The organism is Rhodococcus sp. 1168 (genome assembly GCF_002091955.1).
GTDB lineage: Bacteria > Actinomycetota > Actinomycetes > Mycobacteriales > Mycobacteriaceae > Rhodococcoides.
The window spans coordinates 54,994-76,608 of the sequence record NZ_MKKY01000059.1 but is presented as its reverse complement, the minus strand read 5'-3'; the positions used below and the strand labels follow the sequence as shown (position 1 = coordinate 76,608).

General features: G+C 60.8%; 23 protein-coding genes. 13 read left to right on the top strand and 10 right to left on the bottom strand.

What is annotated here, in order from left to right; genetic code table 11:
• Positions 1-3: 3 nt before the first annotated feature.
• Entirely contained in the window at positions 4-720 is a 717-nt protein-coding gene (locus tag BJI47_RS11500; protein WP_088943849.1) for a thioredoxin domain-containing protein, read from the bottom strand.
• A gap of 104 nt (positions 721-824) precedes the next feature.
• Between BJI47_RS11500 and BJI47_RS11495 the strand changes: the two genes are divergently transcribed.
• Positions 825-1,343: a hypothetical protein gene (locus tag BJI47_RS11495; RefSeq protein WP_368655887.1), complete on the top strand. Its 519-nt coding sequence runs from the start codon at positions 825-827 to the stop codon at positions 1,341-1,343.
• Positions 1,344-1,459: 116 nt separating this feature from the next.
• Here BJI47_RS11495 and BJI47_RS11490 read toward each other — a convergent pair whose 3' ends face one another.
• The gene (locus tag BJI47_RS11490) at positions 1,460-2,134 is read right to left on the bottom strand and encodes a helix-turn-helix domain-containing protein (RefSeq protein WP_088943848.1); all 675 of its coding nucleotides are present in this window, start codon (positions 2,132-2,134) and stop codon (positions 1,460-1,462) included.
• A 111-nt stretch (positions 2,135-2,245) separates the two neighbouring features.
• Here BJI47_RS11490 and BJI47_RS11485 point away from each other — a divergent pair, with 111 nt between their 5' ends.
• Complete coding sequence (locus tag BJI47_RS11485; protein WP_088943847.1) at positions 2,246-3,076, top strand: class I SAM-dependent methyltransferase; 831 nt, start codon at positions 2,246-2,248, stop codon at positions 3,074-3,076.
• Positions 3,077-3,090: 14 nt separating this feature from the next.
• Here the strand turns inward: BJI47_RS11485 and BJI47_RS11480 are convergent, their stop codons facing one another.
• Positions 3,091-4,551: an FAD-dependent oxidoreductase gene (locus BJI47_RS11480; protein ID WP_254900549.1), complete on the bottom strand. Its 1,461-nt coding sequence runs from the start codon at positions 4,549-4,551 to the stop codon at positions 3,091-3,093.
• Between the two features lie 288 nt (positions 4,552-4,839).
• Between BJI47_RS11480 and BJI47_RS11475 the strand changes: the two genes are divergently transcribed.
• Positions 4,840-5,913: an alkene reductase gene (locus BJI47_RS11475; protein ID WP_088943845.1), complete on the top strand. Its 1,074-nt coding sequence runs from the start codon at positions 4,840-4,842 to the stop codon at positions 5,911-5,913.
• A gap of 90 nt (positions 5,914-6,003) precedes the next feature.
• On the opposite strand, the gene BJI47_RS11470 is transcribed toward BJI47_RS11475, so the two are convergent.
• The 3 genes from BJI47_RS11470 to BJI47_RS11460 form a co-directional block, all read right to left on the bottom strand.
• Complete coding sequence (locus tag BJI47_RS11470; protein ID WP_088943903.1) at positions 6,004-6,771, bottom strand: SDR family NAD(P)-dependent oxidoreductase; 768 nt, start codon at positions 6,769-6,771, stop codon at positions 6,004-6,006.
• On the bottom strand, positions 6,768-7,238 hold the full coding sequence (locus BJI47_RS11465; RefSeq protein WP_088943844.1) for a nuclear transport factor 2 family protein: 471 nt from the start codon (positions 7,236-7,238) through the stop codon (positions 6,768-6,770). The genes BJI47_RS11470 and BJI47_RS11465 overlap by 4 nt, the downstream gene beginning before the upstream one ends.
• 167 nt (positions 7,239-7,405) lie before the next feature.
• On the bottom strand, positions 7,406-7,825 hold the full coding sequence (locus tag BJI47_RS11460; protein WP_088943902.1) for a DoxX family membrane protein: 420 nt from the start codon (positions 7,823-7,825) through the stop codon (positions 7,406-7,408).
• A 256-nt stretch (positions 7,826-8,081) separates the two neighbouring features.
• On the opposite strand from BJI47_RS11460, the gene BJI47_RS11455 reads away from it, so the two are divergent.
• The 6 genes from BJI47_RS11455 (at position 8,082) to BJI47_RS11430 (ending at position 12,963) form a co-directional block, all read left to right on the top strand.
• Complete coding sequence (locus tag BJI47_RS11455) at positions 8,082-8,591, top strand: enoyl-CoA hydratase/isomerase family protein (RefSeq protein ID WP_176224815.1); 510 nt, start codon at positions 8,082-8,084, stop codon at positions 8,589-8,591.
• Positions 8,592-8,639: 48 nt separating this feature from the next.
• On the top strand, positions 8,640-8,843 hold the full coding sequence (locus tag BJI47_RS11450) for a hypothetical protein (RefSeq protein WP_139804863.1): 204 nt from the start codon (positions 8,640-8,642) through the stop codon (positions 8,841-8,843).
• A 206-nt stretch (positions 8,844-9,049) separates the two neighbouring features.
• Positions 9,050-10,177, top strand: a complete 1,128-nt coding sequence (gene dctP, locus BJI47_RS11445) for a TRAP transporter substrate-binding protein DctP (RefSeq protein WP_217808535.1) — start codon at positions 9,050-9,052, stop codon at positions 10,175-10,177.
• Positions 10,174-10,821, top strand: coding sequence for a TRAP transporter small permease (locus BJI47_RS11440; RefSeq protein ID WP_254900533.1), 648 nt, complete (start codon positions 10,174-10,176; stop codon positions 10,819-10,821). The genes dctP and BJI47_RS11440 overlap by 4 nt, the downstream gene beginning before the upstream one ends.
• Position 10,822: 1 nt before the next feature.
• A complete protein-coding gene (locus BJI47_RS11435) occupies positions 10,823-12,109 on the top strand; it encodes a TRAP transporter large permease (protein WP_088943840.1) in 1,287 nt (428 codons plus the stop codon).
• Between the two features lie 47 nt (positions 12,110-12,156).
• Positions 12,157-12,963 (top strand): crotonase/enoyl-CoA hydratase family protein, encoded by an 807-nt coding sequence (locus tag BJI47_RS11430; protein ID WP_088943839.1) that lies wholly within the window; start codon positions 12,157-12,159, stop codon positions 12,961-12,963.
• 57 nt (positions 12,964-13,020) lie between these two features.
• Here BJI47_RS11430 and BJI47_RS11425 read toward each other — a convergent pair whose 3' ends face one another.
• Positions 13,021-13,719: a helix-turn-helix domain-containing protein gene (locus BJI47_RS11425; protein WP_088943900.1), complete on the bottom strand. Its 699-nt coding sequence runs from the start codon at positions 13,717-13,719 to the stop codon at positions 13,021-13,023.
• A gap of 271 nt (positions 13,720-13,990) precedes the next feature.
• On the opposite strand from BJI47_RS11425, the gene BJI47_RS11420 reads away from it, so the two are divergent.
• From BJI47_RS11420 to BJI47_RS11405, 4 genes are all read left to right on the top strand, one after another.
• Entirely contained in the window at positions 13,991-15,142 is a 1,152-nt protein-coding gene (locus BJI47_RS11420; RefSeq protein ID WP_088943838.1) for an acyl-CoA dehydrogenase family protein, read from the top strand.
• Positions 15,142-16,251, top strand: coding sequence for an acyl-CoA dehydrogenase family protein (locus BJI47_RS11415; RefSeq protein WP_088943837.1), 1,110 nt, complete (start codon positions 15,142-15,144; stop codon positions 16,249-16,251). Before BJI47_RS11420 ends, BJI47_RS11415 begins: the two co-directional genes overlap by 1 nt.
• A gap of 70 nt (positions 16,252-16,321) precedes the next feature.
• Positions 16,322-17,551: an MFS transporter gene (locus BJI47_RS11410; RefSeq protein WP_176224813.1), complete on the top strand. Its 1,230-nt coding sequence runs from the start codon at positions 16,322-16,324 to the stop codon at positions 17,549-17,551.
• Positions 17,548-18,837 (top strand): CoA transferase, encoded by a 1,290-nt coding sequence (locus BJI47_RS11405; protein WP_254900532.1) that lies wholly within the window; start codon positions 17,548-17,550, stop codon positions 18,835-18,837. Before BJI47_RS11410 ends, BJI47_RS11405 begins: the two co-directional genes overlap by 4 nt.
• Before the next feature lie 10 nt (positions 18,838-18,847).
• On the opposite strand, the gene BJI47_RS11400 is transcribed toward BJI47_RS11405, so the two are convergent.
• The 3 genes from BJI47_RS11400 to BJI47_RS11390 form a co-directional block, all read right to left on the bottom strand.
• Positions 18,848-19,114 (bottom strand): GlsB/YeaQ/YmgE family stress response membrane protein, encoded by a 267-nt coding sequence (locus BJI47_RS11400; protein ID WP_088943835.1) that lies wholly within the window; start codon positions 19,112-19,114, stop codon positions 18,848-18,850.
• A 124-nt stretch (positions 19,115-19,238) separates the two neighbouring features.
• Complete coding sequence (locus BJI47_RS11395; protein ID WP_088943834.1) at positions 19,239-19,871, bottom strand: class I SAM-dependent methyltransferase; 633 nt, start codon at positions 19,869-19,871, stop codon at positions 19,239-19,241.
• Positions 19,872-19,965: 94 nt separating this feature from the next.
• Positions 19,966-21,612, bottom strand: a complete 1,647-nt coding sequence (locus BJI47_RS11390) for a DASS family sodium-coupled anion symporter (RefSeq protein ID WP_088943833.1) — start codon at positions 21,610-21,612, stop codon at positions 19,966-19,968.
• Positions 21,613-21,615 lie beyond the last annotated feature (3 nt).

The window sequence follows — 21,615 nt, the reverse complement described above, 5'->3', positions numbered from 1 at the left end:
TGTCTATGCTCCCGCGGCGGTGTCGATCAAGTCCACGAACTCCGAGAGGGGTTGTGCTCCGAGAACCGGATCGCCGTTCACCGAGAATGCTGGCGTGGCTGGGATTCCCAACGATCGAGCCTTGTCGGAGTCAGCATTGATGGCGGCGTCGAACTCCGTCCCAGTCGCGTCTGCGGTGAAGCGTGCCAGGTCTGGAATTCCCGCCTGCTGCGCAAAGGATTCGAGTGCGGCGATAGTCAGGTCCGCATGCCCGGTCGCGGGTGCATCGGCATAGACCGCATGAGTGAACTCCCAAAACTTCTCTTGTGCAGCGGCAGTGCGACCAGCCCGGGCCGCATCGAAAGACTGCTTCCCGAAAATCGGAAGATCGCGCCACTCGATACGTAGTTTGCCGTCCTCGACATACCGATCGACCAGTTGCGGTTCGGTTTCGAGACTGAATTGCGCGCAGAACGGGCATCGAAAATCTGAGAACGCGACCATCACCACTGGAGCATCGATCGCACCCAATGCCATCGGATCACTGGGAGTGCGTCGAGCGAGATCCCCGAGTGGTCCGGTCTCCGGCGCCGCGTTCGCTCCCACCCTTTGCGCTGACTCCAGCTGATCGTTGCCACGTGTGCCCGCTACGAGAACTCCGACGAGGACAGCGGCGACCAGCACTGCAATGCCGAGCAACCACGCATCTCTACGGCGAGTGGATCGGGATGTCGATGTCATGCATTGCCTTTCGTCAAACAGCGGTCCGGCCGAGATACCTATCCGGGTATACCCTCAGAGAGGCACCATACCCATCAACTACAACCGGTAGGAGACGCCTCTACATGTCCGAGCCGATTACCCATGGCCGTCCCTCCAGCGGTATGGCAACTGCTTTTCCGAAGGACCCCGCCGGTCCGACGGGTGCCCGGAAATGGAGTATTCGGCTTGTGCGCGGCGCACTCGCTGGAATGATCACCCTGGTTGTGGTTGGTATCCCCACCGACATCATCGACACTCCGGTGTTCAGTCGCGAAGTGCCGGCGCGAATATGGGAGCTTCCGGTGCTGCTCGCCACCGCAATGTTGACAGCCGCCTGGTTCGGTATCGACAAACCTGCATCCCAAGCCGACCGCACCAGCACTCCGGCCGCGCTCGCGGTCGTATCGACTTTCTTCGCAGTCGGCTGCCCGTTGTGCAACAAACTCGTACTACTCGCGCTCGGAACCTCGGGCGCGCTGGGATTGTGGGCACCGATACAGCCGATCCTTGCGGGCGTGTCGCTGACGATGCTCGCTGGTGCCGTCATCTACCGATGGCGTAGGCGTGACTGCACCGCCGCGTACTGCGGTGCTCGGCGGTGAATTCGGCGGAGTGTTCGACACTGCGACCACGCCGAGTTCGGTGACCGTACCGATGCTCGGTGACGCTGAGACACCGCGTTCGAAGTGATGCCTCGTTTTCGACGTCCTCACACAGATCAGGGTCTGGGCACCGCCGCGGACTTCGGAAGGGTGAACCAATTCGGCATCCCGCGGCGCAGCGTTGCCGGCCCGTCGATGGTCAGGTCGCCGGACTCGAGCGTGTGCGACCAGGTCACGTCGCCGCGCCAGATCTCGGTCAGCACACGCAGCCTCGTGCTCACCCAGACCGAGACGTCCAGACCGGGATCGACATCGCACACGTCGACCTCATAGGGGTCGATCACGAGCCACCACGCCCGGGAATAGTCTGCTACGTCGGTGAATTGGAATTCGATTACCGCATGCTCGCGCGGGATGGACGTCGAACGAACGTTGCGGTGCATGTCCCACATGAGCAATGCAGGATCGAGGTCCTCATCGCCGAGGGTTCCGACCCAGCGCGTGCCCCACATACCGAGCGCTTCGACAACGGGTCGCAGTTCCAATCCAGCTCGTGTGAGGACGTAGCGCGTCTCACTTCCGGAACTCTGCTTCTCGACAACCCCGGCTACAGCGAGTTGTTGGAGGCGTTTCGACAGCAGGGTGGGTGACATTCGGGGCAGTCCGCGTCGCACATCGTTGAAACGGCGACTGCCGAGCACCAATTCGCGAACCACCAGCAGAGTCCATCGCTCGTCGAACAGCTCCATCGCCTTGGCGACGGGGCAGAACTGGTGGTACGACGACCCCATTTACTGACGATAGCGCTCATAGTGTCCCCGGTACAGATCCTGTACTGGATAAGCGCAGCTCACATTCTTACTCTTCGACTCATAGCCAATCAACGTCGAAGGAGCGGGACAATGACCGACCCCACAGAATTTGTCGATGCCGACCGTGCGCTGAAGGCGGCGCACAGAACCATGTGGGGGCTGGGAAACTATCCTGCCGTCGCTGCCGAAGTAGTTCGAGAACTCGGGCCGACACTCGTGCGTGCGTGCGGGGTCGAGGCCGGTCAGCGAGTGCTCGACGTCGCAGCGGGATCAGGGAACGCGGCGCTACCGGCTGCTGTGGCCGGCGCAACCGTGATCGCAAGTGACCTGACACCCGAACTGTTCGCTCGCGGCCGCGAGTTGGCCGCCGCCCAGCAGGTCGACCTCGAGTGGATCCAGGGTGACGCCGAGGCTCTTCCGTTCGCGGACAACGAGTTCGACATCGTAATGTCGTGTGTCGGCGTCATGTTCGCCCCGCATCATCAGCAGTCTGCGGACGAGCTCGTACGCGTCTGCCGGGACGGTGGGACGATCGGGCTCATCAATTGGACGCCAGACGGCTTCATCGGAAAGATGTTTTCGGCGATGAAGCCGTATGCCGCTCCCCCACCTCCCGGCGCACAGCCGCCACCCTTGTGGGGCGACGAGGCGCACGTCCGCGGTCAGTTCGGAGTTCGGGTCCGCGAATTGACCGCTGAGGTGAAAACACTGACCGTCGACACGTTCGCCCGGCCGGAGGACTTCGTGCACTACTTCAAAAAGAACTACGGTCCGACGATCGCGGTGTACCGGCGGATCGCGGACGATCATGCCGCAGTCGCAGCTCTGGACAGCTCACTGATCGAGCTGGCCGGCCAATTCTACGAAGGGAAAGCAATGAAATGGGAGTACCTGATCGTGACCGCGAAAGTCCGCCGCTGAGGCAATAGAATTCCTCAGCCTCCATTGGCCGCGCTTTGGCCGGCACGACGGCCGAAGAAGCTGCCGTCCCCGAGCGACGCCCCGCTGGCGTAACCGCCCGCGCAGACACCTGCGGTGCAGCGACCTGCAGCGAAGAGGCCCGGAATCGGTTCACCGGAGACGTGGAGTACCTCGGAGGCCGTACTCGTCCGTAGTCCGCCCAAGGTGAATCCGCCCGTCATGCCGCGGAGGTCGATTGCCGCAATGGGAGTGCCTATCGGTTGGACCCATTCTGTCTTCTTGCCCAACAAGGGATCTTCACCGTTCACGGCATGACGGTTGTACAGCTCGACTGTCGACTGCAGAGCGCCTGCAGGCAATCTCATGTCGGACTCCAGCTCTTCCACCGTCTCGGCGACCCAGGTGGGTTGGCGCCGAAGCTGCGGAGTCGAAGTCTGCGTAGTCAACGCGACCTCGTATGCGGCCTCGTCGATGACGAGGAACGCCTCGTTGTGATTTTCGAACAGAACAGCCTGTCCTACCCGGCCGGGGTAGGTGTCCTCGTTGATGAAACGCTGGCCGCGTCCGTTGACCAATATTCCACGGATGAACATTTGTGGGTCACTGAAGAACGCGACCTCAGCGGCATCCATGTGCGCGAGGTCGGCACCGATCGCCTGCGCCATTCGGATCGCGCGTCCATCGTGCTCTTCGATCGACGCGGCCGGGCGATTGATCAACCTGGGTGCATAAGACTCGACCATCGTCTTGTTGTAGGCGAAACTCCCGGTGGCCAACACCACTCCGGTACGTGCGCGGATCGAAACGTTCTTGCCGTACTGCTTGGCTTGTACGCCGACAACCCGTCCGTCGGTGTCGACGATCAGTGACTGAACCCGCATGTCGTACTCGGACCTGACTCCGAGTGCTGCAGCTCTGTCGGTCAGTGGCTTCATCAGCATGTATCCGCCGCCCTTTTCGGAGCTGACGTGCTTGTCTTTCATCTGGGGGACGTGCCCTCGCGGCGCCGGCGGAATGACGGAATTGAAAGGTGCCGCGTTTTCCCCTCCGGTGTACTGCAAACCGTCGTCTTCTGGGGGCTCCCAGCCCGGTTCTCCCCAGAAACTCTCCTTGAACGGAACTCCGCAGTCATCGGCCAGCCAGTGATAGTGGTCGACGCTTCCCTCGCAATAGACGTCGATCTTGGCCTCGTCGACGCCGGGCCCCAAGGCTGACTTCATGAAGGCCTTCATGTTGTCCACGGTGTCGTCGAATCCACAGGCCTTCTGCAAGGGTGTTCCCCCACCCATGTAGATGAAACCGCCTGCCATCGCCGCCGCGCCACCCCACCCACCCGTGCGTTCGAGCACCAGGACGTCAGCGCCTGCCTGTGCCGCTCCGACGGCGGCCGCGGCTCCGGCAACGCCGAATCCAGCGACAACAACGTCGGCTTCGTAATTCCACTCCGCCACCTGGGCTTCGGGGATGGGCTGGATCGGACTCTGGGTGTTCGATTCGGTGCTCGTCACGAGATTCAGTACAGTCGAAAGACCACTGGAAAGTGTGGACCCTCCCGGTGACTGGGACTATGTTCCAGGTGGGAGGACGTCCGTGTACTGGCTCCGGCCAGGTTGGAGAGCTGATACATCGGCAAATCGATTTCTCGAAGCTGTTGAACGCGTGATGATCGTCTCGGCTCGGAATATCTCACCATCTCCGAAGGTTAGCGACTGTAAGTAATTCGAACGAAGAACGCAGCGTTGCCAACGAAATGAGCCGATCCAGTGAAGTTGTTTTCCCCCTTGACCTTAGGTGAACTGAAACTTGCAAACAGGTTGGTGATGGCTCCGCTGACGCGCGTGCGATCAGGACGAGACGGGATCCCCGGACCCCTGGTGGTCGAGCACTACAAGCAGCGTTCCTCGCTCGGTCTCATCGTGACCGAGGGGACATACCCGAGCCACGCAGGGCAAGGGTTCCCAGGTCAGCCCGGGCTCGTCACGCCCGAGCAGATCGCTGGATGGGGCAACGTGGCAGACGCAGTACATTCCGCAGGTGGGCTGATAGTTTCCCAGGTCATGCACGCTGGGCGAGTGACACACGAAGGGACAACCGGCGGGCGCGAGGTAGTGGCGCCGAGTGCGATCGCCATCGAAGGCGAAACCCGAACATACGATGGCAAGAAGTCCTACCCAGTACCGCGCGCATTGCGAAACGATGAACTGCCCTCGGTGATCGAGGAATTTGTGCAAGCGTCGAAGAATGCAATCGCTGCTGGGATGGATGGCGTCGAAATTCACGGTGCCAATGGTTATTTGCTCCACGAGTTCCTGTCCCCGGCGTCGAATCGACGTGACGATTCCTATGGCGGATCACCGGAGAACAGGGCCCGCTTCGTCGCTGAAGTCGTCGAGGCAGTTGCCGAGGCAATCGGCGCCGGCCGAGTTGGAATTCGTATTTCCCCCGAACACAACATCCAGGATGCCTACGAGAAGGACGCCGACGACGTGCGGGCGACCTACCTGGCGCTCATCGATCGCATTGCACCCCTCGGTCTCTCGTATCTCAGTATCCTGCACAAGAATCCGGCCGGGGAACTCGTCCAGAGTCTGAGGCAGGCATTCGGTGGTCCGACGCTCGTGAACAGTGGATTCGGCGAGATCACCAGCCGTGATGAAGCGCTGTCCATTTTGGCCGATGGTGTCGGCGACGCCGTGGTTGTCGGACGGCCCGCCATCGCCAATCCTGATCTCGCATACCGTTGGCGGGAAAATCTGCCCTTGAATACCCCCAACCCGAGCACCTTCTATTCCGGTGGCGCGGAGGGTTACACGGACTATCCGGCATTGCAGCACTGACGCCACGCCGCTTATGGCCCGCACCCGAAGAATGGGTGCGGGCCTTTGCGTTTCAAGGCGGCGAGCGTCAACGTAGGTTGAACACTGGGGTCACCAGCGGGACTGACCGCCGTCCAACGGGATGACAGCGCCGCTCAGATAGCGTGAGGAATCCGAGGCCAAAAAGGCAACTGCTTGACCGATGTCGCGTTCAGGATCGCCGATACGCCCCATTGGGATCGTCCGAACGAACTCTTCGGCTTCCTCCGGATTGTTTTCTATCCACCACTCGAGGGCTGGTGTCAATGCGTGCGGGGCAACGCAATGTGCGCGGATGCCTTCATGTCCCCATTCACTGGAGGCGGTCCGAGTCAGCACCCGCATGGCTTCCTTGGTGGCGGCGTAGACCCCGAATCCTGATGTGTCCCAACGAACTGCAGACGAAGTGATCATCGTGATGATGACTCCCCCACCCCGCTCGACCATCGATGGGTGGACGGCTCGCATCAGACGCAGTACCGCACGTGGTCCCGTTCTCAGGGCGTAGTCGAAAAAGTCGTCGCCGGATTCGTCGAGGGGTACCGGGAAGGCGGAGTTCGCGTTGTTGACCAGAATGTCGACGCCCCCGAAGGTCTCCAATGCTGCGCTCACAGCAGCCTCGCAGGCACCGTCCGAGGCGATGTCCACCTCGTAGACTGCGACGTCTGCTGCCGAGGTCACTTGAGCAATCTCTTCGGCTACAGCCTCGAGTTTCGAGCGGGTACGGCCGACGAGGAAGCACTTGGCCCCCGCGCGCGCGAACTCCAGCGCAACGCCCCGTCCGATGCCCTGGCCGCCGCCGGTGATCAAAGCGACCTTGCCAGTGAGGTTTTCGGTCACAACTGCGTCCTTCCGTCCTGCCACGGATCTGCCGTCATCCGAAATCCGGGCAGACTGGTGAGCTCGTGTGTGAATTCGTAGGTTCGGGTGTATCCGGTGTGCGCTATGCGCCAACGACCGTCGTCGCCCCGCCGATAGCGGTCGTTGTAGAAGGCTGCACCTCTGAGTATGGCGCCATACTTGGGATGCATGACCATGTCGGACAGGTACCAGACCCCACTGGCACTGTTCCCCTCGACGAGGATCTCAGGGTGGTCCACGCGATGCTCGGTAATGAGTCCCGGCACCATCGCCGAGCGCATGAAAGCAAGGACATCATCGCGTGAGGTAAACCGCAGGTGTTCACCGTATTCGGCAACTACATCCTCGGTGAGGGTCTCTGCGAATTCGTCCCACCTGCGGCAGTCGAGGGTCCGAAGGTACCGATATTTCAGTTGTTCGATTTCCGCGACGTCGTCACGCGTCACTAGATGCTCCTGTCGAGTGCTGGAGACCCAATGAGAACACGTTCTAGTGTGCGTCGAAGGTATTTCGGAACATTCCTGTCCGAAGTTCGGACGGCGACCCGAAGCCAAATTTCTTGGTTGAACAAGGGTTGGACAGAACAACGTCACCGACGACAGGGCGGTAGGGACTACCTGCGCTTGGGGACGGCGGTGGACCACAGTGCCCAGGCCGCAAGAACCGGCTGAAACAGCAGTCTGATGAACCGTCGCCGATCGGTGTCCAAGCCGAATGCGTCCCGCTTGTTGCGGTACTGAGCGAGGTTTCCGGGGAACACCGCAACGAAGAAGGTCGCAAGGAGCCTGCCTATCCGAACCCGATCGCGCGGCAGCACGGCAAGCCCGACGCCGAGCACTATCTCGACACCACCGGAAGCCATGACGACGCCGTCGGGATCGAGGGGAATAGATCCTGGGACCTGAGCTTGGAAATCCTCGCGCGCCCAGAAGAGGTGGCTCAATCCGGCGAATACCAGCGCACCGGACAGCGCAAATCGGGCCGCAGTACGAAGCGGAGTGGTGGGCGGCGCGGAAGTGTCGATCGATGGCATCCCTCGTTTATACCCTTCGAATACGACGCAATCGGTGCTCGAGCCGTCGAGGATTGCCTGCTCATCTCTGACGAACCGGGTCGACATGCCGTATCGACTTCTTCATTACCAGTCGCTAGTGGTGCTTCGACGTCCCCTGACGACGCGACCTCGGGGTTACCCTCTGGTTGAGGGGGCACACGTGACTGTGATCACGCACACTGCACGGGCCATACGGTCTTCGCAACGCTTCGGGGTCGATCGAAGGGTGGATACCTTGTCCGAACTTGTCCAATCTCGACGCGAAGGACGCATACAGGTCCTCACGCTCAACAACCCTGGTCATCGAAACGCGCTCAGCCTCGCTATGCGAGAGATTCTTCGGACCCTCCTCGAGGAGGTAGCCGAGGACGTTGCGGGAATCTTGATAACTGGCGCGGACGGTTACTTCTGCAGTGGCGGCGACCTACGGGACCCCGCAGGTTTTACTGCCGATCAGACACGCTTCGATCACCTTGCGGCAGTTGTGTCGGCCATCGCTTCCAACGCACGTCCGGTTTTCGCTGCGGTCGAGGGTGGCGCGTTCGGCGCTGGCCTAGGGATTGCTGCGGCATGCGACCACGTCATCTGCGCCAAGAGCGGAAAACTGGGTGCACCCTTCACGAAGATTGGGCTCTCTGCAGATGCAGGACTCACTTGGTCGCTTCCTCGACGAATAGGTCCGGCTCGTGCGAATCAGATGCTTATCGGAGCAGAGGCGCTCGACGCGCACACAGCATTGTCGTGAGGGCTGGTTGATGAGTTGGCAGATGATGGAGCAGTCGACGAGGCGGCCATGACTCGCCTGCGATCATGGCTGGAAAATGCACCTCTGGGCATGGCCGCGTCGAAAGCGTCGATTGCAGATCCGGCGACTTCGCTGGCAAGCGCACTCGAAACCGAGAAGCACCGACAGATCAGACTTCTGGGAACCGCTGATTCGCAGGAAGCAGTCTCCGCGTTCGGCCAGCGGCGCGTACCGCAATTCCGTGGCCGCTGAGACTGCTGGGCCACTCCCCGAAACCTCGTCCGAATGTTGAAGCGCGTGTAGCCATTCCATCCCAGCTTCACGACGCACCTCTGGCGGAGTGGGTCCTCGAATACTCACCCCGGACATTGACAGTGACCCCAATCACTCGGTAGCCTTTCTTGCGTCGGGTACGTATATACATATCTGATTCCTTCAATACGGAAGTAGTGGTCGCTTTGAACGCTTTTGTCAGCGCCGCGTCACCGCATACAGTCCGTCGCTACCGAAGTATTCGTCCAGGCAGACGCCGCAAGCAGACCGCGGGTGTCCTAGTCTCACTCCTGACGTTGGCGGCCTGCGCAGCCCCACACGACGACAACGGCGACGTGATCCTCAAGATTGCAGACAGTTTCTCTGCCACCCACCCAATCGGTCGAAGTGGAACGAAGATCTTCCTCGACATCCTGCGGGCGGACGGTCCAGATGTGGGGCTGCAGGTCGAGTACTTCGCATCGGGTCAGCTCGGCAAGCAGAGCGATACGCCTGCATTGCTCCGCACCGGTGTCACGCAGATCGCAGCGGTCTCTCCCGCCTACGTCGGCACCCAGCTGCCTTTGTCGAACGTCGGCGATCTTCCTGGACTCACCGAAAACTCATGCGTTGGTGCCAACGCGATGCGGGCGATGATGCAACCCGGAACGACACTCTTCGAGCACGAACTCCGGCAGCAAGATGTGCATCCCCTGTGGGTCGCGTACGTGTCCGGATACGAGGCCATGAGCGGTAACTTCCCGATCAACTCGGCTGCGGATCTGGATGGCAAGATCATGCGATCGACCGGCGGAGTCGCAGATCGAGTGGTCGATGTGGCAGGCGCAGCCGGTGTCTCGATGCCGATCGGGGACCTGTACGAGGCGATTTCTCGTGGAACAGTCGAGGGGACGTTGGCGAGCCCCGTCAGCGTCACTCCATACAAACTGGAAGAAGTTCTGCACTACTCCACCGTCGGCGCGGAATTGGGCGGGTTCACAGCGACCTACTCGGTTTCCGAGAGCGTGTGGCAAGACCTCTCGGATCAGCAGCGTGCCGTGCTCACCGAGGCATCCGATGTCGCCCAGGAAGCGGCGTGCATAGAGGTTCAGAAGTCCGTGGACGAATCCAAGCAGGCGATGCTCGACGCAGGCGTACAAATGGATCTGGTCACCGATGAAAACCGCCGTGCGTGGGATTCGATCGCGGAGGACGTGCGCCGAAATTGGGTCGACGACCTGACTGCCATCGGCCTACCTGCGCAGCGAATTCTCGATGAAGCGACTGCCGCATTCGACGACGCAGGGGCGCAGGAAGCCGGTGAGACGAAGTGATCGGCAGCACGAGCCCCTCCGTCCAGCCCGAGACCATCTTCTACCAGCATGGGGAGTCTCCTGCACAGCGTACGACTTTCGGGTACCTGGCCACCGACCATCCGCGACTGGACGCGGTCCAGAACGGGATCTCGGCAGTATGCGCAGTGATTTCATCAACTGCCATCGCGGTGATCGCTGTTCTCACCACGGTAGAGGTCGTCTCCCGAATGGCCTTCGACTCACCCCTGGGCTGGAACGTCGGGCTGGTAGAGCAATATTTGATGATGTCGATTGCATTCTTCGGCACCGTGACTGCGTATCGCTCGGGTGCACATGTGGCAGTGGCGACGATATTCGAACGAGTTCCAGTTCTCGCACGTAAGATCCTCCTGATCCTGACCTACCTACTTATTCTCGGTTCACTTGTCCTGCTGGTCTATTCGAGCACGCAGGCGGCTCACTTCGCTTTCGTCACCGGGCAGGCGCCGCCCCCTGGCATGGCAGACCTCCCCTGGCCGACCTGGTCGTGGAAGTCGATCATTCCCGTCGCCGCAATCCTTGGCGCCATAGTCGTCGCAATCGACCTGTACCGCGAACTGACCTCGTCGGTGGACCGGGTTTCCACCGACTACGAGACCAACGGCACGACGGAAGGAAGCTGACATGACTGCCCTACTGATCGTTTTGCTGTTACTCGTACTGATCCTCGTCCGTGTTCCGGTCTCGTTCGCCATCTTGGGTGCAGGCATAGTCGGTATTGCGTTAGTCAGTGGGCCTAGTGTGCTCGACGGCGTGATGCAGACCGCGCCGGCGACCTCGGTGATGAGCTTCTCTTTGTCCGCAGTTCCCCTGTTCATACTTATGGCGCACCTGATAATGCTGTCCGGGCTGTTGGACTCGTTGTTCGACGCCACTCGTGCTGTGGTCGGCCGCATCCGGGGCGGCACTGCGGTGGCCTCCATCGCGGCGGGCACCGCGTTCGCGTCGGTGTCCGGTTCCTCCACCGCTGCGGCCGCGACACTCGCCCAGACCTCTACGGTCAAAATGATCGATGAGGGGTACAGCCCCAAAATGGCGGGCGGTAGCGTCGCTGTGGTCGGCACTCTTGCCGCGATGATCCCACCTTCGATCATTCTGGTCTTCTATGCAATCACCGCCGAGGTCAGTGTCGGCGACCAGCTCGTAGCCGGCTTCGTTCCAGGCCTGATCATCGCGCTGTCACTCATCGCCACCATGTATATCTCAATGATTCGCAATCCACAGAATGTCCCGCACGGGGAGAAGGCATCCTGGGCCGAAAAGGGCCGGGCTATCGTCTCGGCGTTGCCACTGGTGTTCGTCTTCCTGGCCGTGGTCGGCTCGATCTATTTGGGCGTCGCCACAGCCACCGAAGCCGCAGCACTCGGTTGCGTGGCCGCATTGATTCTGGTCACCTCGAAGGGCAAGTTCTCCCTGTCCGCGATCGGCAAGACGCTCGTCGAATCCACCAAGACCACGGCGATGATCTTCGCAATCATTGTCGGGGCCCATGTCTTCGGCCATTTTCTCACCGAGACTCGTGTGACACCGGCGATTGTTGCGTGGGTCGGCGGACTGGCGCTACCGGCGGTAGTCATCATGTTGTTCATCGCGATGCTCTATCTGATTCTGGGCTTCTTCATGGACCAGATCGCGATCATCGCACTGACTGTCCCCGTGGTCCTGCCACTGGCGGTCGAACTTGGGTACGACCCTGTGTGGTTCGGCATATTCGTGGTGCTTCTCGCCGAGATCGGTCTGGTCACCCCACCGATGGGTCTGAACGTCTTCGTGGTGGCCAAGTCTTCCGGTCAGCGCGTCGAAGACGTATTCCGCGGTGCCGCACCATATGTGGGTGCCATGCTGCTGATAGCGCTGGTGTTCCTCATCTTCCCGGCGCTGGTCCTGTGGCTTCCCAACTCCATGCACTAATTCCTGCCGTGATCGCCTGCACAACCCCTCAACAGAATGGACACCGTATGTCCGGCTCGTCTCCACTTCTCATCAGCCGCTCCGACCACGTCGAAACGTGGACGTTGAATATGCCCGAGACTCGCAACGCCATCTCCGACGCATCGATGATCGATGCGCTGTGTGAGCGCGTCGCCGCGGTCAACGCGGACCCCGATGTCAGAGCCGTCGTGCTCACTGGTGCGGGAACCGCCTTTTCTGCTGGAGGCAACGTCAAGGACATGGTCAATCGCACCAGTATTTTCGGGGGCAGCCCGCACACCATCTACAACGGCTATCGGTCCGGAATCCAGCGCATACCAATTGCGCTCTACCACTGCGAGGTTCCCGTGATCGCGGCTGTCAACGGGCCCGCCGTCGGTGCAGGGTGCGATCTGGCATTGATGTGCGACCTGCGGGTCGCCTCGACCAAAGCTTTCTTTGCAGAGAGCTTCGTCCAACTCGGCATCATCCCAGGCGACGGTGGCGCATGGTTGCTGACCAAGACGATCGGCCGTGCACGGACAGCGGAAATGGCGCTCACCGGCGACCGGGTCCCTGCGGCGACGGCGCTCGAATGGGGGTTGGTCAACTACGTGGTCGAGCCAGACGAGCTGGTAGAGAAGGCGATGGAGTTGGCCGCGCGCGTGGCCAAGAACCCACCGCACTCGGTGCGAATGACGAAACAGCTGTTGCGGGAGTCGGAACATCAGTCGCTGGAGTCACTATTGCAGCTATCTGCGGCCATGCAGGCCATGGCTCATCACACGGAGGACCACCAGGAGGCCATCACCGCTTTCGTCGACAAGAGGCCAGGCCAGTATCGCGGAGCCTGAAAGTTCACGACGATGCCGCCCGCGTGGTTGCCCTGCCGCCGGTTCAACCACGCGCGGTCAGCGCAGACCCCAGCTGGCCGCGTGGCGCAGACATATTTCGAGGAGCTCCTCACGCCGATCCGCAATATCCGACACCGAACCGACGGCGCCGAGGACAGCGATAGTGCGACCGCTTTCGCGAAGGGCGATAGAAACACCGTCGGAATCGTCCTCTCCGATCGTGGGGGCCATGCACACACGGGTCTCGCGGAGTTCGGTCAAGGTTCGGAGGAAGGCGTCCACTCGCTCGGCGTCCTCGGCAGGCCGCGAATTGAGGTACGCCCAAATATCACGTTGCTCCCTGTCTGCGAGAAGCAACCAGCCGGCCGAGGTGCGCAGCAACGATCTGCGCAGGTGCCCCTCGGCAAGATAGGCGTAGCGAGGGTCGGACGAGACATGGTCACTGTAGAAGAGTTCGTCACCCACCGCGGTGGAAAGGACGGTTGTCAACCCAGTTTCCGCATGGACCTGTTCGAGTTGCTCATGCCGAATCGCCGCAACCGGAGGACGTCCTGCAACGACATTGAGAAGGTAAAGCGCGGCTCCAAGTGTGTAAACGCGGTCGCGTTCTTCCAGATACCCAACGGACACAAGGCCGTTCATAAGTCCTTGAGTGGAGCTCACCGGCGCCATGAGCTCTTTCGACACTTCGGTCAGGGTCATACCCTTACCGGATCGCGCAACCATCTCCATGATTGTTGCGACGCGGTCGATCATGCGATGCCGCGGACGCTCGGGCACTTTGCCTAGCTCGAGCCGCCCGTCCTCGCCGATCCCTTTCGCCGATTCGCTGGTAGCGGAAGCCAGGTCACTGCTTGTGGCATTCAGTCCACTCGATGCGCTCGAAGTCACGTCAGTCATGAGATCACAGTAACAACACCTCAACCGCGTTTACCTGTTTACGTAATCTGCTCCTCTATTGCGTAAGGGTCTAAATCTGTACTACCGTCGCCTCAAGGTCTCGGCCACCAACCAGCAAGGAGTTCAAATGACCACATCCTTCGCGCCACCCTTCACCGGGCCGACGGAGAAGATGACGTCGCTACGCGCTGAGGTCCGCTCATTCCTCGCCGAGGAAATCGCTGCAGGCCGTCTCGCGCCCTCCGTGGATACGTGGCTGACGCGCTGGGACGAAGGCTTCACCCGACGTCTTGCCGCACGCGGTTGGGTTGGAATGACCATTCCTTGCGAGTACGGCGGTCACAGCCGCAGCCATATGGAGCGTTTCGTGGTGACCGAAGAACTACTCGCTGTCGGCGCACCCGTGGCAGCGCAGTGGGTAGCGGATCGGCAGATCGCTCCTTCACTGCTCCGCTACGGGACCGAGGAGCAAAAACGCGAGTATCTACCGCGCATTGCTGCTGGAGAATGCTGCTTTGCCATCGGTATGAGCGAGCCTGACTCCGGATCCGACTTGGCCAGCGTGCGCACGAAGGGTGTCCGAGTCGATGGTGGCTGGCAGGTAACCGGTACCAAGGTATGGACATCCGGCGCCCACCGCGCAGAGGCCTTCATCGTTCTTGCTCGAACAGAACCGCTGAACACTTCCGACCGACATACAGGTCTCAGCCAATTCATTGTGGACTTGAGCAGTAAAGGTGTTTTGACCAAGCCGGTCATCTCACTCAGCGGTGACCATCACTTCAACGAGGTAGTTCTGGACGAGGTCTTTGTCCCGGATTCGAAGGTATTCGGCACCCCGGGGAAGGGCTGGGAGCAAGTCAACTCGGAGCTAGCCTTCGAGCGCAGTGGCCCCGAGCGGTTCCTGTCGTCGTTCTATCTGCTTGCAGCCGAGGTCGGGGCGATGCATACGGGCGTACTTCCGGAGCGTAGCGACCTGGGCGCATCTCTTGCCCGCATGGCAGGCCTCCACGCACTGAGCCAGAACGTCGCCAGCTCATTGCACCGTGGTGAACCATCTGACATTCCGGCTGCCCTGGTCAAGTTACTGGGCACCACCACTGAAGGCGACATCGTGGACACCGTTTCCTCCCGGTTGGGGGACGAAACCGTGGCAGCGGGGAACGACATTGTCGGCCTCCTCCGCGCCGGATTGCACCAGCGCCCGGGATTCTCACTCCGCGGTGGAACCAACGAAATTCTGCGCGGCGTGATCGCGCGGGGATTAGGAATGCGCTGATGGATGCCACCACGAATCAGGCTGATACCGGTCAAGACTTGGCAGTGGACGACGCGTTGCAAGAGTTGATGACGGACTTGTTCGTACGATTCCATACCCCGGGTTCTGCGCTCCCGCCCGATGCCGTGTGGGCCACTCTCACCGAGGTCGGGTTGGCGCGGCTGACCACACCCGAGAGCACCGGTGGGTCCGGCGCCGGTTGGATCGAGGCGGCAGCCTTGCTACGCACCGCCGCCACTGCGGGTGTTGCGGTGCCGTACGCGGAGACCGACCTGCTCGCCGGCCCGCTACATCAAGCCGCTGGAATCGATACCCAATCAGCCGGAGCAACCTCCACAGTGGCCGTCCTCGACATGAACGGGCTTGCCCGTAACGTGCCGTGGGCAGGCGCCACCACTACAGTCACCCTTGTCCGCTCGGCATCGGCACCCGGTACGTACGAGCTGGCCGTAGTTTCGACGGAGCGACTGTCCATCGCATCCACCCCTGGGATCTCCGCTACCCCGTTGGGCACGGTCTCTATTCCCGATTCGTTCGAGGTCACTTGGTCGGGTGTCGAAGCGTCCGCTGTCGAGGCATACGTCCTGTGCGGGGCGCTGGCCCGCGCTGTGCAGTGCGTCGGCGCTATGGAGGGGATGCTCATTTCCTCCATAGCGCACACCACCTCACGCGATCAGTTCGGGCGTGCGCTGGCGAAGTTTCAATCGGTGCAGAACTTGGTAGTGGATATCGCTGCAGAGACGGCCCTGGCGCGTGCTGCCGTGGACACCGCACTGGCTGAGGTTGTCGCCCATGGCTTTTCCGGCGCCTACACGCAGTTTCGAGTCGCGGTTGCACGCAGCGTCGTCTCACGGGCCTTGGGGGTTGCCATTCGCAACACACATCAGGTGCACGGGGCGATCGGCACCACACACGAGCATTCTTTGCATTGGCTCACACTCCCTGCGCTGCAGTGGCGCGGCGAGTTCGGGTCGGCTGCATTCTGGGAGTCGCGATTGGCTCGTATTGCCTTGGACGGGGGTAGCGAGACGGTCTGGCCGATAGTGGTGGACGGTGCCCACCTCGAGGGTGTGCCCGAAGCCTGGCTCAGAGCGATCATCGGAGCCTGATACGCGACTTGCTCACGGCTGACCGAGTTCGCCACGCCAGAGTCTTCTGATCGCTAACCCAAGGACCGATGTGACTACCCCGATTGCACGACTCTTCCTCGCAGCGCTGCTGGTCAACGCCGCGTTCGATGCCGTGCGTGTGGCGATGTCCTATCGTGTGCTTGCCCTGGGTGGAGATGCGGTCTCCGTAGGCATTGTTGCTGCAACCTTTGCGCTACTTCCAATGGTGCTGGCATTGCAGATCGGACGGTACGGAGACCGCCGTGGAAGTTGGGGAATTCTCACCGCCGGCACCGTCCTATCGACAGCGGCAGTAGGCCTGGCGGCAATGTCGTCGACGATTGTTGCGCTGGCCGTCGCAAACACCGCCCTTGGTCTGGGGCAGGTTATGACGATGATCGGTGCTCAAGGCTTCATCATGACTCTGACCGAACGCAAGAAGCACGTCAACGGTTTCGCTATGTTCACTCTGGCTGTCTCGGTAGGGCAGTCCATCGGCACTCCCATCGTCGGTGTGCTGCTGACCAATGGGCTTGACGGTGATGTAGTCGACACCGACATGGCGCTGATAGTGATGACGGTCGTCGCCGCGGCTTCTATCCCATTCGTTCTCTCACTGCCGCGCACAAAACCCGTCGCTAGAAACGGTGACAGTTCGCGGCCGGTGCCATTGCACACGTTGGTACGTCGCACCGGAATGGTGCCCGCTATTTTCGCCGGCCTGATCGTGGTTACCGGAGTGGATCTCATTACCGCGTATATGCCGGTTGTCGGCGAATCGATCGGATTGAGTCCGATGGTGGTGAGTGCGCTGGTCTCAACCCGCTCGATCTTCTCGATGATCTCGCGTGCCGCCATGCCATGGTTGCTACAGCATCGGTCGCAGACCGCAATCCTGATCGTCTCTCCCATCATTACGGCACCGGCAGTGTTTGCCTTGGGGATCTCGAGCAACGTCGTCGTCTTGGGCTTGTCCCTCATGGTAATTGGGTTCTTGTGGGGTATGAACCAGCCAGTCACGATGAACTGGGTGACCGTCGCCGCACCGAGTGGTGACCGTGTCGCTGCACTTGCGTTGCGGCTCACCGGAAACCGTGCCGCGCAACTGGCCATTCCATTAGGAGCCGGTGCGATAGCAGGGGTGGCCGGGCCTGGCAGCGTGTTCCTCATCGCCGGCGCCCTGACTGTCGCAGCCGCCGCTTCTACTGCCACGTCGTTGCGCTGGCACCCGGTCCCCGAATTCGTCAGGGCGTCCGTCGCAGCCAAGGTCACCGTCGTACCCGAAAAGCAGCCGAAGTGAATCTATCCGCGGCATTCGGCCCGGTGACCGCTGCAATGACGCGGAAGCTGCACATACATGTCCGGCCCGAGCACAACGAACTTGTCACTACCGAACAAACACAGAAGGAGTACGCCATGTCCTCGGCATTCGCAGGTATCCGGGTTCTGGAGCTAGGGCAGATCTACAACGGCCCCTATTGCGGGCTCTTGTTGGCGCAGTTGGGTGCCGACGTTGTCAAGATCGAACCGCCGAACGGTGAGATGCTGCGGTTCCGTTCACATCAAGTGACCGAGTCGCACGAGTTCCTCATGCTCAACTCCAACAAGCGGAGCGTGGTGCTCGATCTGAAGTCGTCTGAAGGGCACGAGAACATGCTCGAGTTGATCCGCACTGCAGACGTGCTCATCGAGAACTACGCACCTGGCACGATGGACCGTCTGGAGCTGAATTTCGAGAAGCTCCGAGAGCTGAATCCTCGACTGATAGTTGCGTCCGGCAAGGGTTACGGGTCCACCGGGCCGTACGCGCACATGTCTGCGATGGATATCACTGTCCAAGCCATGTCCGGCAGCATCTCCAGCACCGGCACACCCGACGGCCCTCCCACGAAGTCAGGGCTGGCGTTCGTCGACTTCTCCGGTGGAGTTCACCTGTTCGCCGCGATCGCCGCGGCACTCTACCAACGGGAACACACTGGGAAGGGCCAGATTGTGGAGGTGTCGATGCACGACACCATCTACCCCATGCTCGCCTCGGGCTTAGGAGGACTCCATAATTCCCCGGATCGTAAGATCCCTGAGCGCACCGGAAACAGGCACTCTGGGCTCGCGATAGCCCCATACAATGTCTACCCGTCGAGCGATGGTTGGATCGCACTGATCTGTATGGCCGAAAGGCACTGGCATGGCGTCATCGCCAGCATGGGGCAACCGGAGCTGGGTGTCGATCCGAGGTTCGTCACCGAAGCGGACCGTGTGGAAAATATGGACGAGGTCGATGAAATGGTTGCGGCCTGGACCGCCACCTTGCCCCGTGACGTCCTGATTGCTGAGCTTCAGGCTGCCGGCGTTCCCTGCGCGCCAGTGAAGTCGCTCGAGGAAGTAGACACCGACGAGCATCTGATTGCCCGCGGGATGATCCGATACGTCGAGCATCCGATGAAGGGACGCACACCGGTTCCAGGGTGCGCCCTGCAGCTGAGCGATTCACCGTTGAACAAACTCGACGTGGCGCCGCCGCTCGGCAATGCCACGGACGAAATCTTGGACGAACTACGTAAGTCACGTGCTGCATACCTGGCGTGACTCGCTCCCGCTACTGGGAGTTCGATCTGGCCGGGCTGAACCGCTGCCACAGTGCCGTGACGAGCAATGCTCCCAGCAGAGATCCGATGATTCCGCTCGGCCGCAGCGATATTCCGTCGCCTGCAATCAAACTCACCACCAAGCCACCGACGAAGGAGCCCACGATGCCGGCGATGAATGCCAGCGTCCAGTCCATGCCGGTCTTGGACTTCCCCAATATCAACTGCGCGCCGGCGCCTATCAGGAGACCGAAGAGAATTATTCCTATGATCAACACAGATGCGACCTAGCCTTTCAGAGTGCACGGTAGCTATCACGGTGGAATCACCAATTGTCAGGTCAGAGTATGCGAACCGAGCCGAGATGTTCAGACTATACGGTGGATGCGATGACTTCGGCCCTCACGACCTCCGTGCTCGCAAACGTTCGACCAGCCCGAGTGTGAATCGATCGATTTCCTCGATGGTGAAGTTTCGGTTGCGGCTTACGGAGTCGGAGGGCCGTCGGAGAAAGTGCTCACCGCCCATCGGGACGCTGATCAACTCGATGACTCGTTGAAGCCATCGAACGACCTGAATGGACGAGGACACATGGTCGGCCAGTAGCAGTGTCCCTCCGGGCCGAAGAACACGCGTCATCTCTGCCAGTGCCGCATCGGGATCAGGTATTGCGCAGAGCGAGAAAGTGCAGACGACCGTATCGAAGGACTCGTCGTCGAAGGTCAGGGCCTGCGCGTCACCGAGCATCAGTTGCGCTCCGGGCATGGCTTCCTTTGACTTGCTACCTGCGCGAGCAAGCATCTCTGGGCTGAGTTCGATGCCGGTCAATTCGATGCCAGGTGGGTAGTGGTCCAGATTGAGGCCAGTACCGACGGCAATCTCGAGGACCCGACCTTCGGCGCGGGCGCAGATCCACGCTCTGGTGTCTCGAAAGAGAACTCGATCGAGGAAGGTCATATGTTTGTCGTAGTTGGCCGACTGCTTGTTCCAATATCGTTGCCACCGCTCGAGTCGGTGTGCCGAGTCCCCTGACATCACTCATACCTTTTTCGTCGTATCGAACGTGTGTCCCTGACAGAGCTGATTTTCTTACGAAATCCCAGCATGCCATTTCAGACCGAGCAGGTCGTCACGACGCGATTCCCAAGGACCAGGCAAAGACGGTATAGCTGGCAACGGTGATCAGAGCTATCGCGATGAGGTTGAGCCATAGGCCACCTCGCATCATCTGACCGATCGTGATGTAGCCACTTGCGTACGAGACGGCGTTCGGTGGTGTCGCCACCGGCAGCATGAACGCGCATGTTGCCGCGAGCGCGACCGGAATCGTCAGAAGCAGCACATCGAGATCCATGCCCATCGCCACACCGCCTGCCAACGGAAGAAATGTCGCCGCTGTCGCAGTATTGCTGGTGAGCTCGGTCAGGAAGATGGTCGCAGTCGTTGTCACGACGACCAACAGGATCACGGGGATCGTGTCGAGACCCGCTGCCACGCTACCGATCCAATCGGTCAGGCCGCTGGACTGAAACTGGGCCGATAGGGCGAGTCCACCGCCGAACAGCAGCAATACCCCCCACGGCAGTTTGATTGCCGTGTCCCAGTCGATAAGACGCACTCCGGCCTTACCTCCGCTAGGGAGTACGAACAACAGAATGGCCGCGGTCATGGCGATGCCGGTATCGGAGATCGGTGGGTCATCGAAGATCAGCGGAACCGCGACCCAGGAAGTAGCCGCTAGACAGAAGATGACTGCCACCCGGATCTCACCCTGTGACATCTTCCCCAGAGCATCGAGTTCTCCCCTGATGAGGCCCTTACCGCCGGGGATGTCGTCGATCTCGGGTTTGAACAAGACGTGAGTGAGCAGAAACCAGGCGATGACCAACAGAACGACGGCGAGTGGCACGCCTGCGACCATCCATTCGAAGAATCCGATGGTGATCCCCTCGCCCTCCAAATAACCCACGAGCAACGTATTGGGGGGTGTGCCGATGATCGTCCCCAAGGAGCCGATCGACGCGGCGTAGGCGATGCCCAGCATCAGGGCGGTCCCGAAGTTGCTCTTGATCACCGCCTCCGTGACCGTCGCGTCGGCAGGCAGGTCCCCCTTGGACGTCGGACCTGCCGACGGCGAAGTGTCTGTGCCGGGTTCTTCCGTGGCGTGGTCCGCCCCTGCCTGCTTTCCGATGTCGAGCACCAGAACCAGAACCGAGACACCGATGGGGATCATCATGACCGCAGTGGCGGTATTGGACACCCACATAGACAGAAAACCCGTCGCGATCATGAATCCGGCGATCACCATCGTCGGCTTGGTGCCCATGGCGTTGACAGTCATCAATGCAATCCGACGGTGAAGGTTCCACCGTTGCATCGCAAGAGCCAGTAGGAAGCCACCCATGAACAAGAAAATGATGTTGTTGCCATAGGCCGCTCCCACGTCGTTGACGGCGACGTCGGGATCGAAGATCGGGAAAATTATGAGGGGCAACAGTGCAGTTGCGGGAATCGGGATGGCTTCCGTCATCCACCAGATACCCATCAGAACCGCTGTCCCGGCGGTCAACCGCGCAGCATGATCGACATCTGCCGGCATGATCGCGTAGACGACCACGGCCAGCAGTACGCCGGCCGCGAGTCCGATCCATTGACGCTTCCGCCGGCCCGGCTCAACCTCTTCGGCCCGTTCACCGGCCGACTGCTGATCGACCTCTTCGAACCCGTCCACATCGGACTGGCGACCGGTTTGTTCATCTGGACCGAGCTGCGTCATGGG

What these genes read in the sequence shown, in the direction of transcription:
- BJI47_RS11425 (WP_088943900.1), bottom strand. Translation starts at nt 13,719, where the DNA reads ATGATCGACCGCGTCGCAACAATCATGGAGATGGTTGCGCGATCCGGT.
- BJI47_RS11430 (WP_088943839.1), top strand. Translation starts at nt 12,157, where the DNA reads ATGTCCGGCTCGTCTCCACTTCTCATCAGCCGCTCCGACCACGTCGAA.
- BJI47_RS11395 (WP_088943834.1), bottom strand. Translation starts at nt 19,871, where the DNA reads ATGTCAGGGGACTCGGCACACCGACTCGAGCGGTGGCAACGATATTGG.
- BJI47_RS11460 (WP_088943902.1), bottom strand. Translation starts at nt 7,825, where the DNA reads ATGCCATCGATCGACACTTCCGCGCCGCCCACCACTCCGCTTCGTACT.
- BJI47_RS11500 (WP_088943849.1), bottom strand. Translation starts at nt 720, where the DNA reads ATGACATCGACATCCCGATCCACTCGCCGTAGAGATGCGTGGTTGCTC.
- BJI47_RS11390 (WP_088943833.1), bottom strand. Translation starts at nt 21,612, where the DNA reads ATGACGCAGCTCGGTCCAGATGAACAAACCGGTCGCCAGTCCGATGTG.
- BJI47_RS11495 (WP_368655887.1), top strand. Translation starts at nt 825, where the DNA reads ATGTCCGAGCCGATTACCCATGGCCGTCCCTCCAGCGGTATGGCAACT.
- BJI47_RS11420 (WP_088943838.1), top strand. Translation starts at nt 13,991, where the DNA reads ATGACCACATCCTTCGCGCCACCCTTCACCGGGCCGACGGAGAAGATG.
- BJI47_RS11490 (WP_088943848.1), bottom strand. Translation starts at nt 2,134, where the DNA reads ATGGGGTCGTCGTACCACCAGTTCTGCCCCGTCGCCAAGGCGATGGAG.
- BJI47_RS11450 (WP_139804863.1), top strand. Translation starts at nt 8,640, where the DNA reads ATGACTCGCCTGCGATCATGGCTGGAAAATGCACCTCTGGGCATGGCC.
- BJI47_RS11435 (WP_088943840.1), top strand. Translation starts at nt 10,823, where the DNA reads ATGACTGCCCTACTGATCGTTTTGCTGTTACTCGTACTGATCCTCGTC.
- BJI47_RS11485 (WP_088943847.1), top strand. Translation starts at nt 2,246, where the DNA reads ATGACCGACCCCACAGAATTTGTCGATGCCGACCGTGCGCTGAAGGCG.
- BJI47_RS11415 (WP_088943837.1), top strand. Translation starts at nt 15,142, where the DNA reads ATGGATGCCACCACGAATCAGGCTGATACCGGTCAAGACTTGGCAGTG.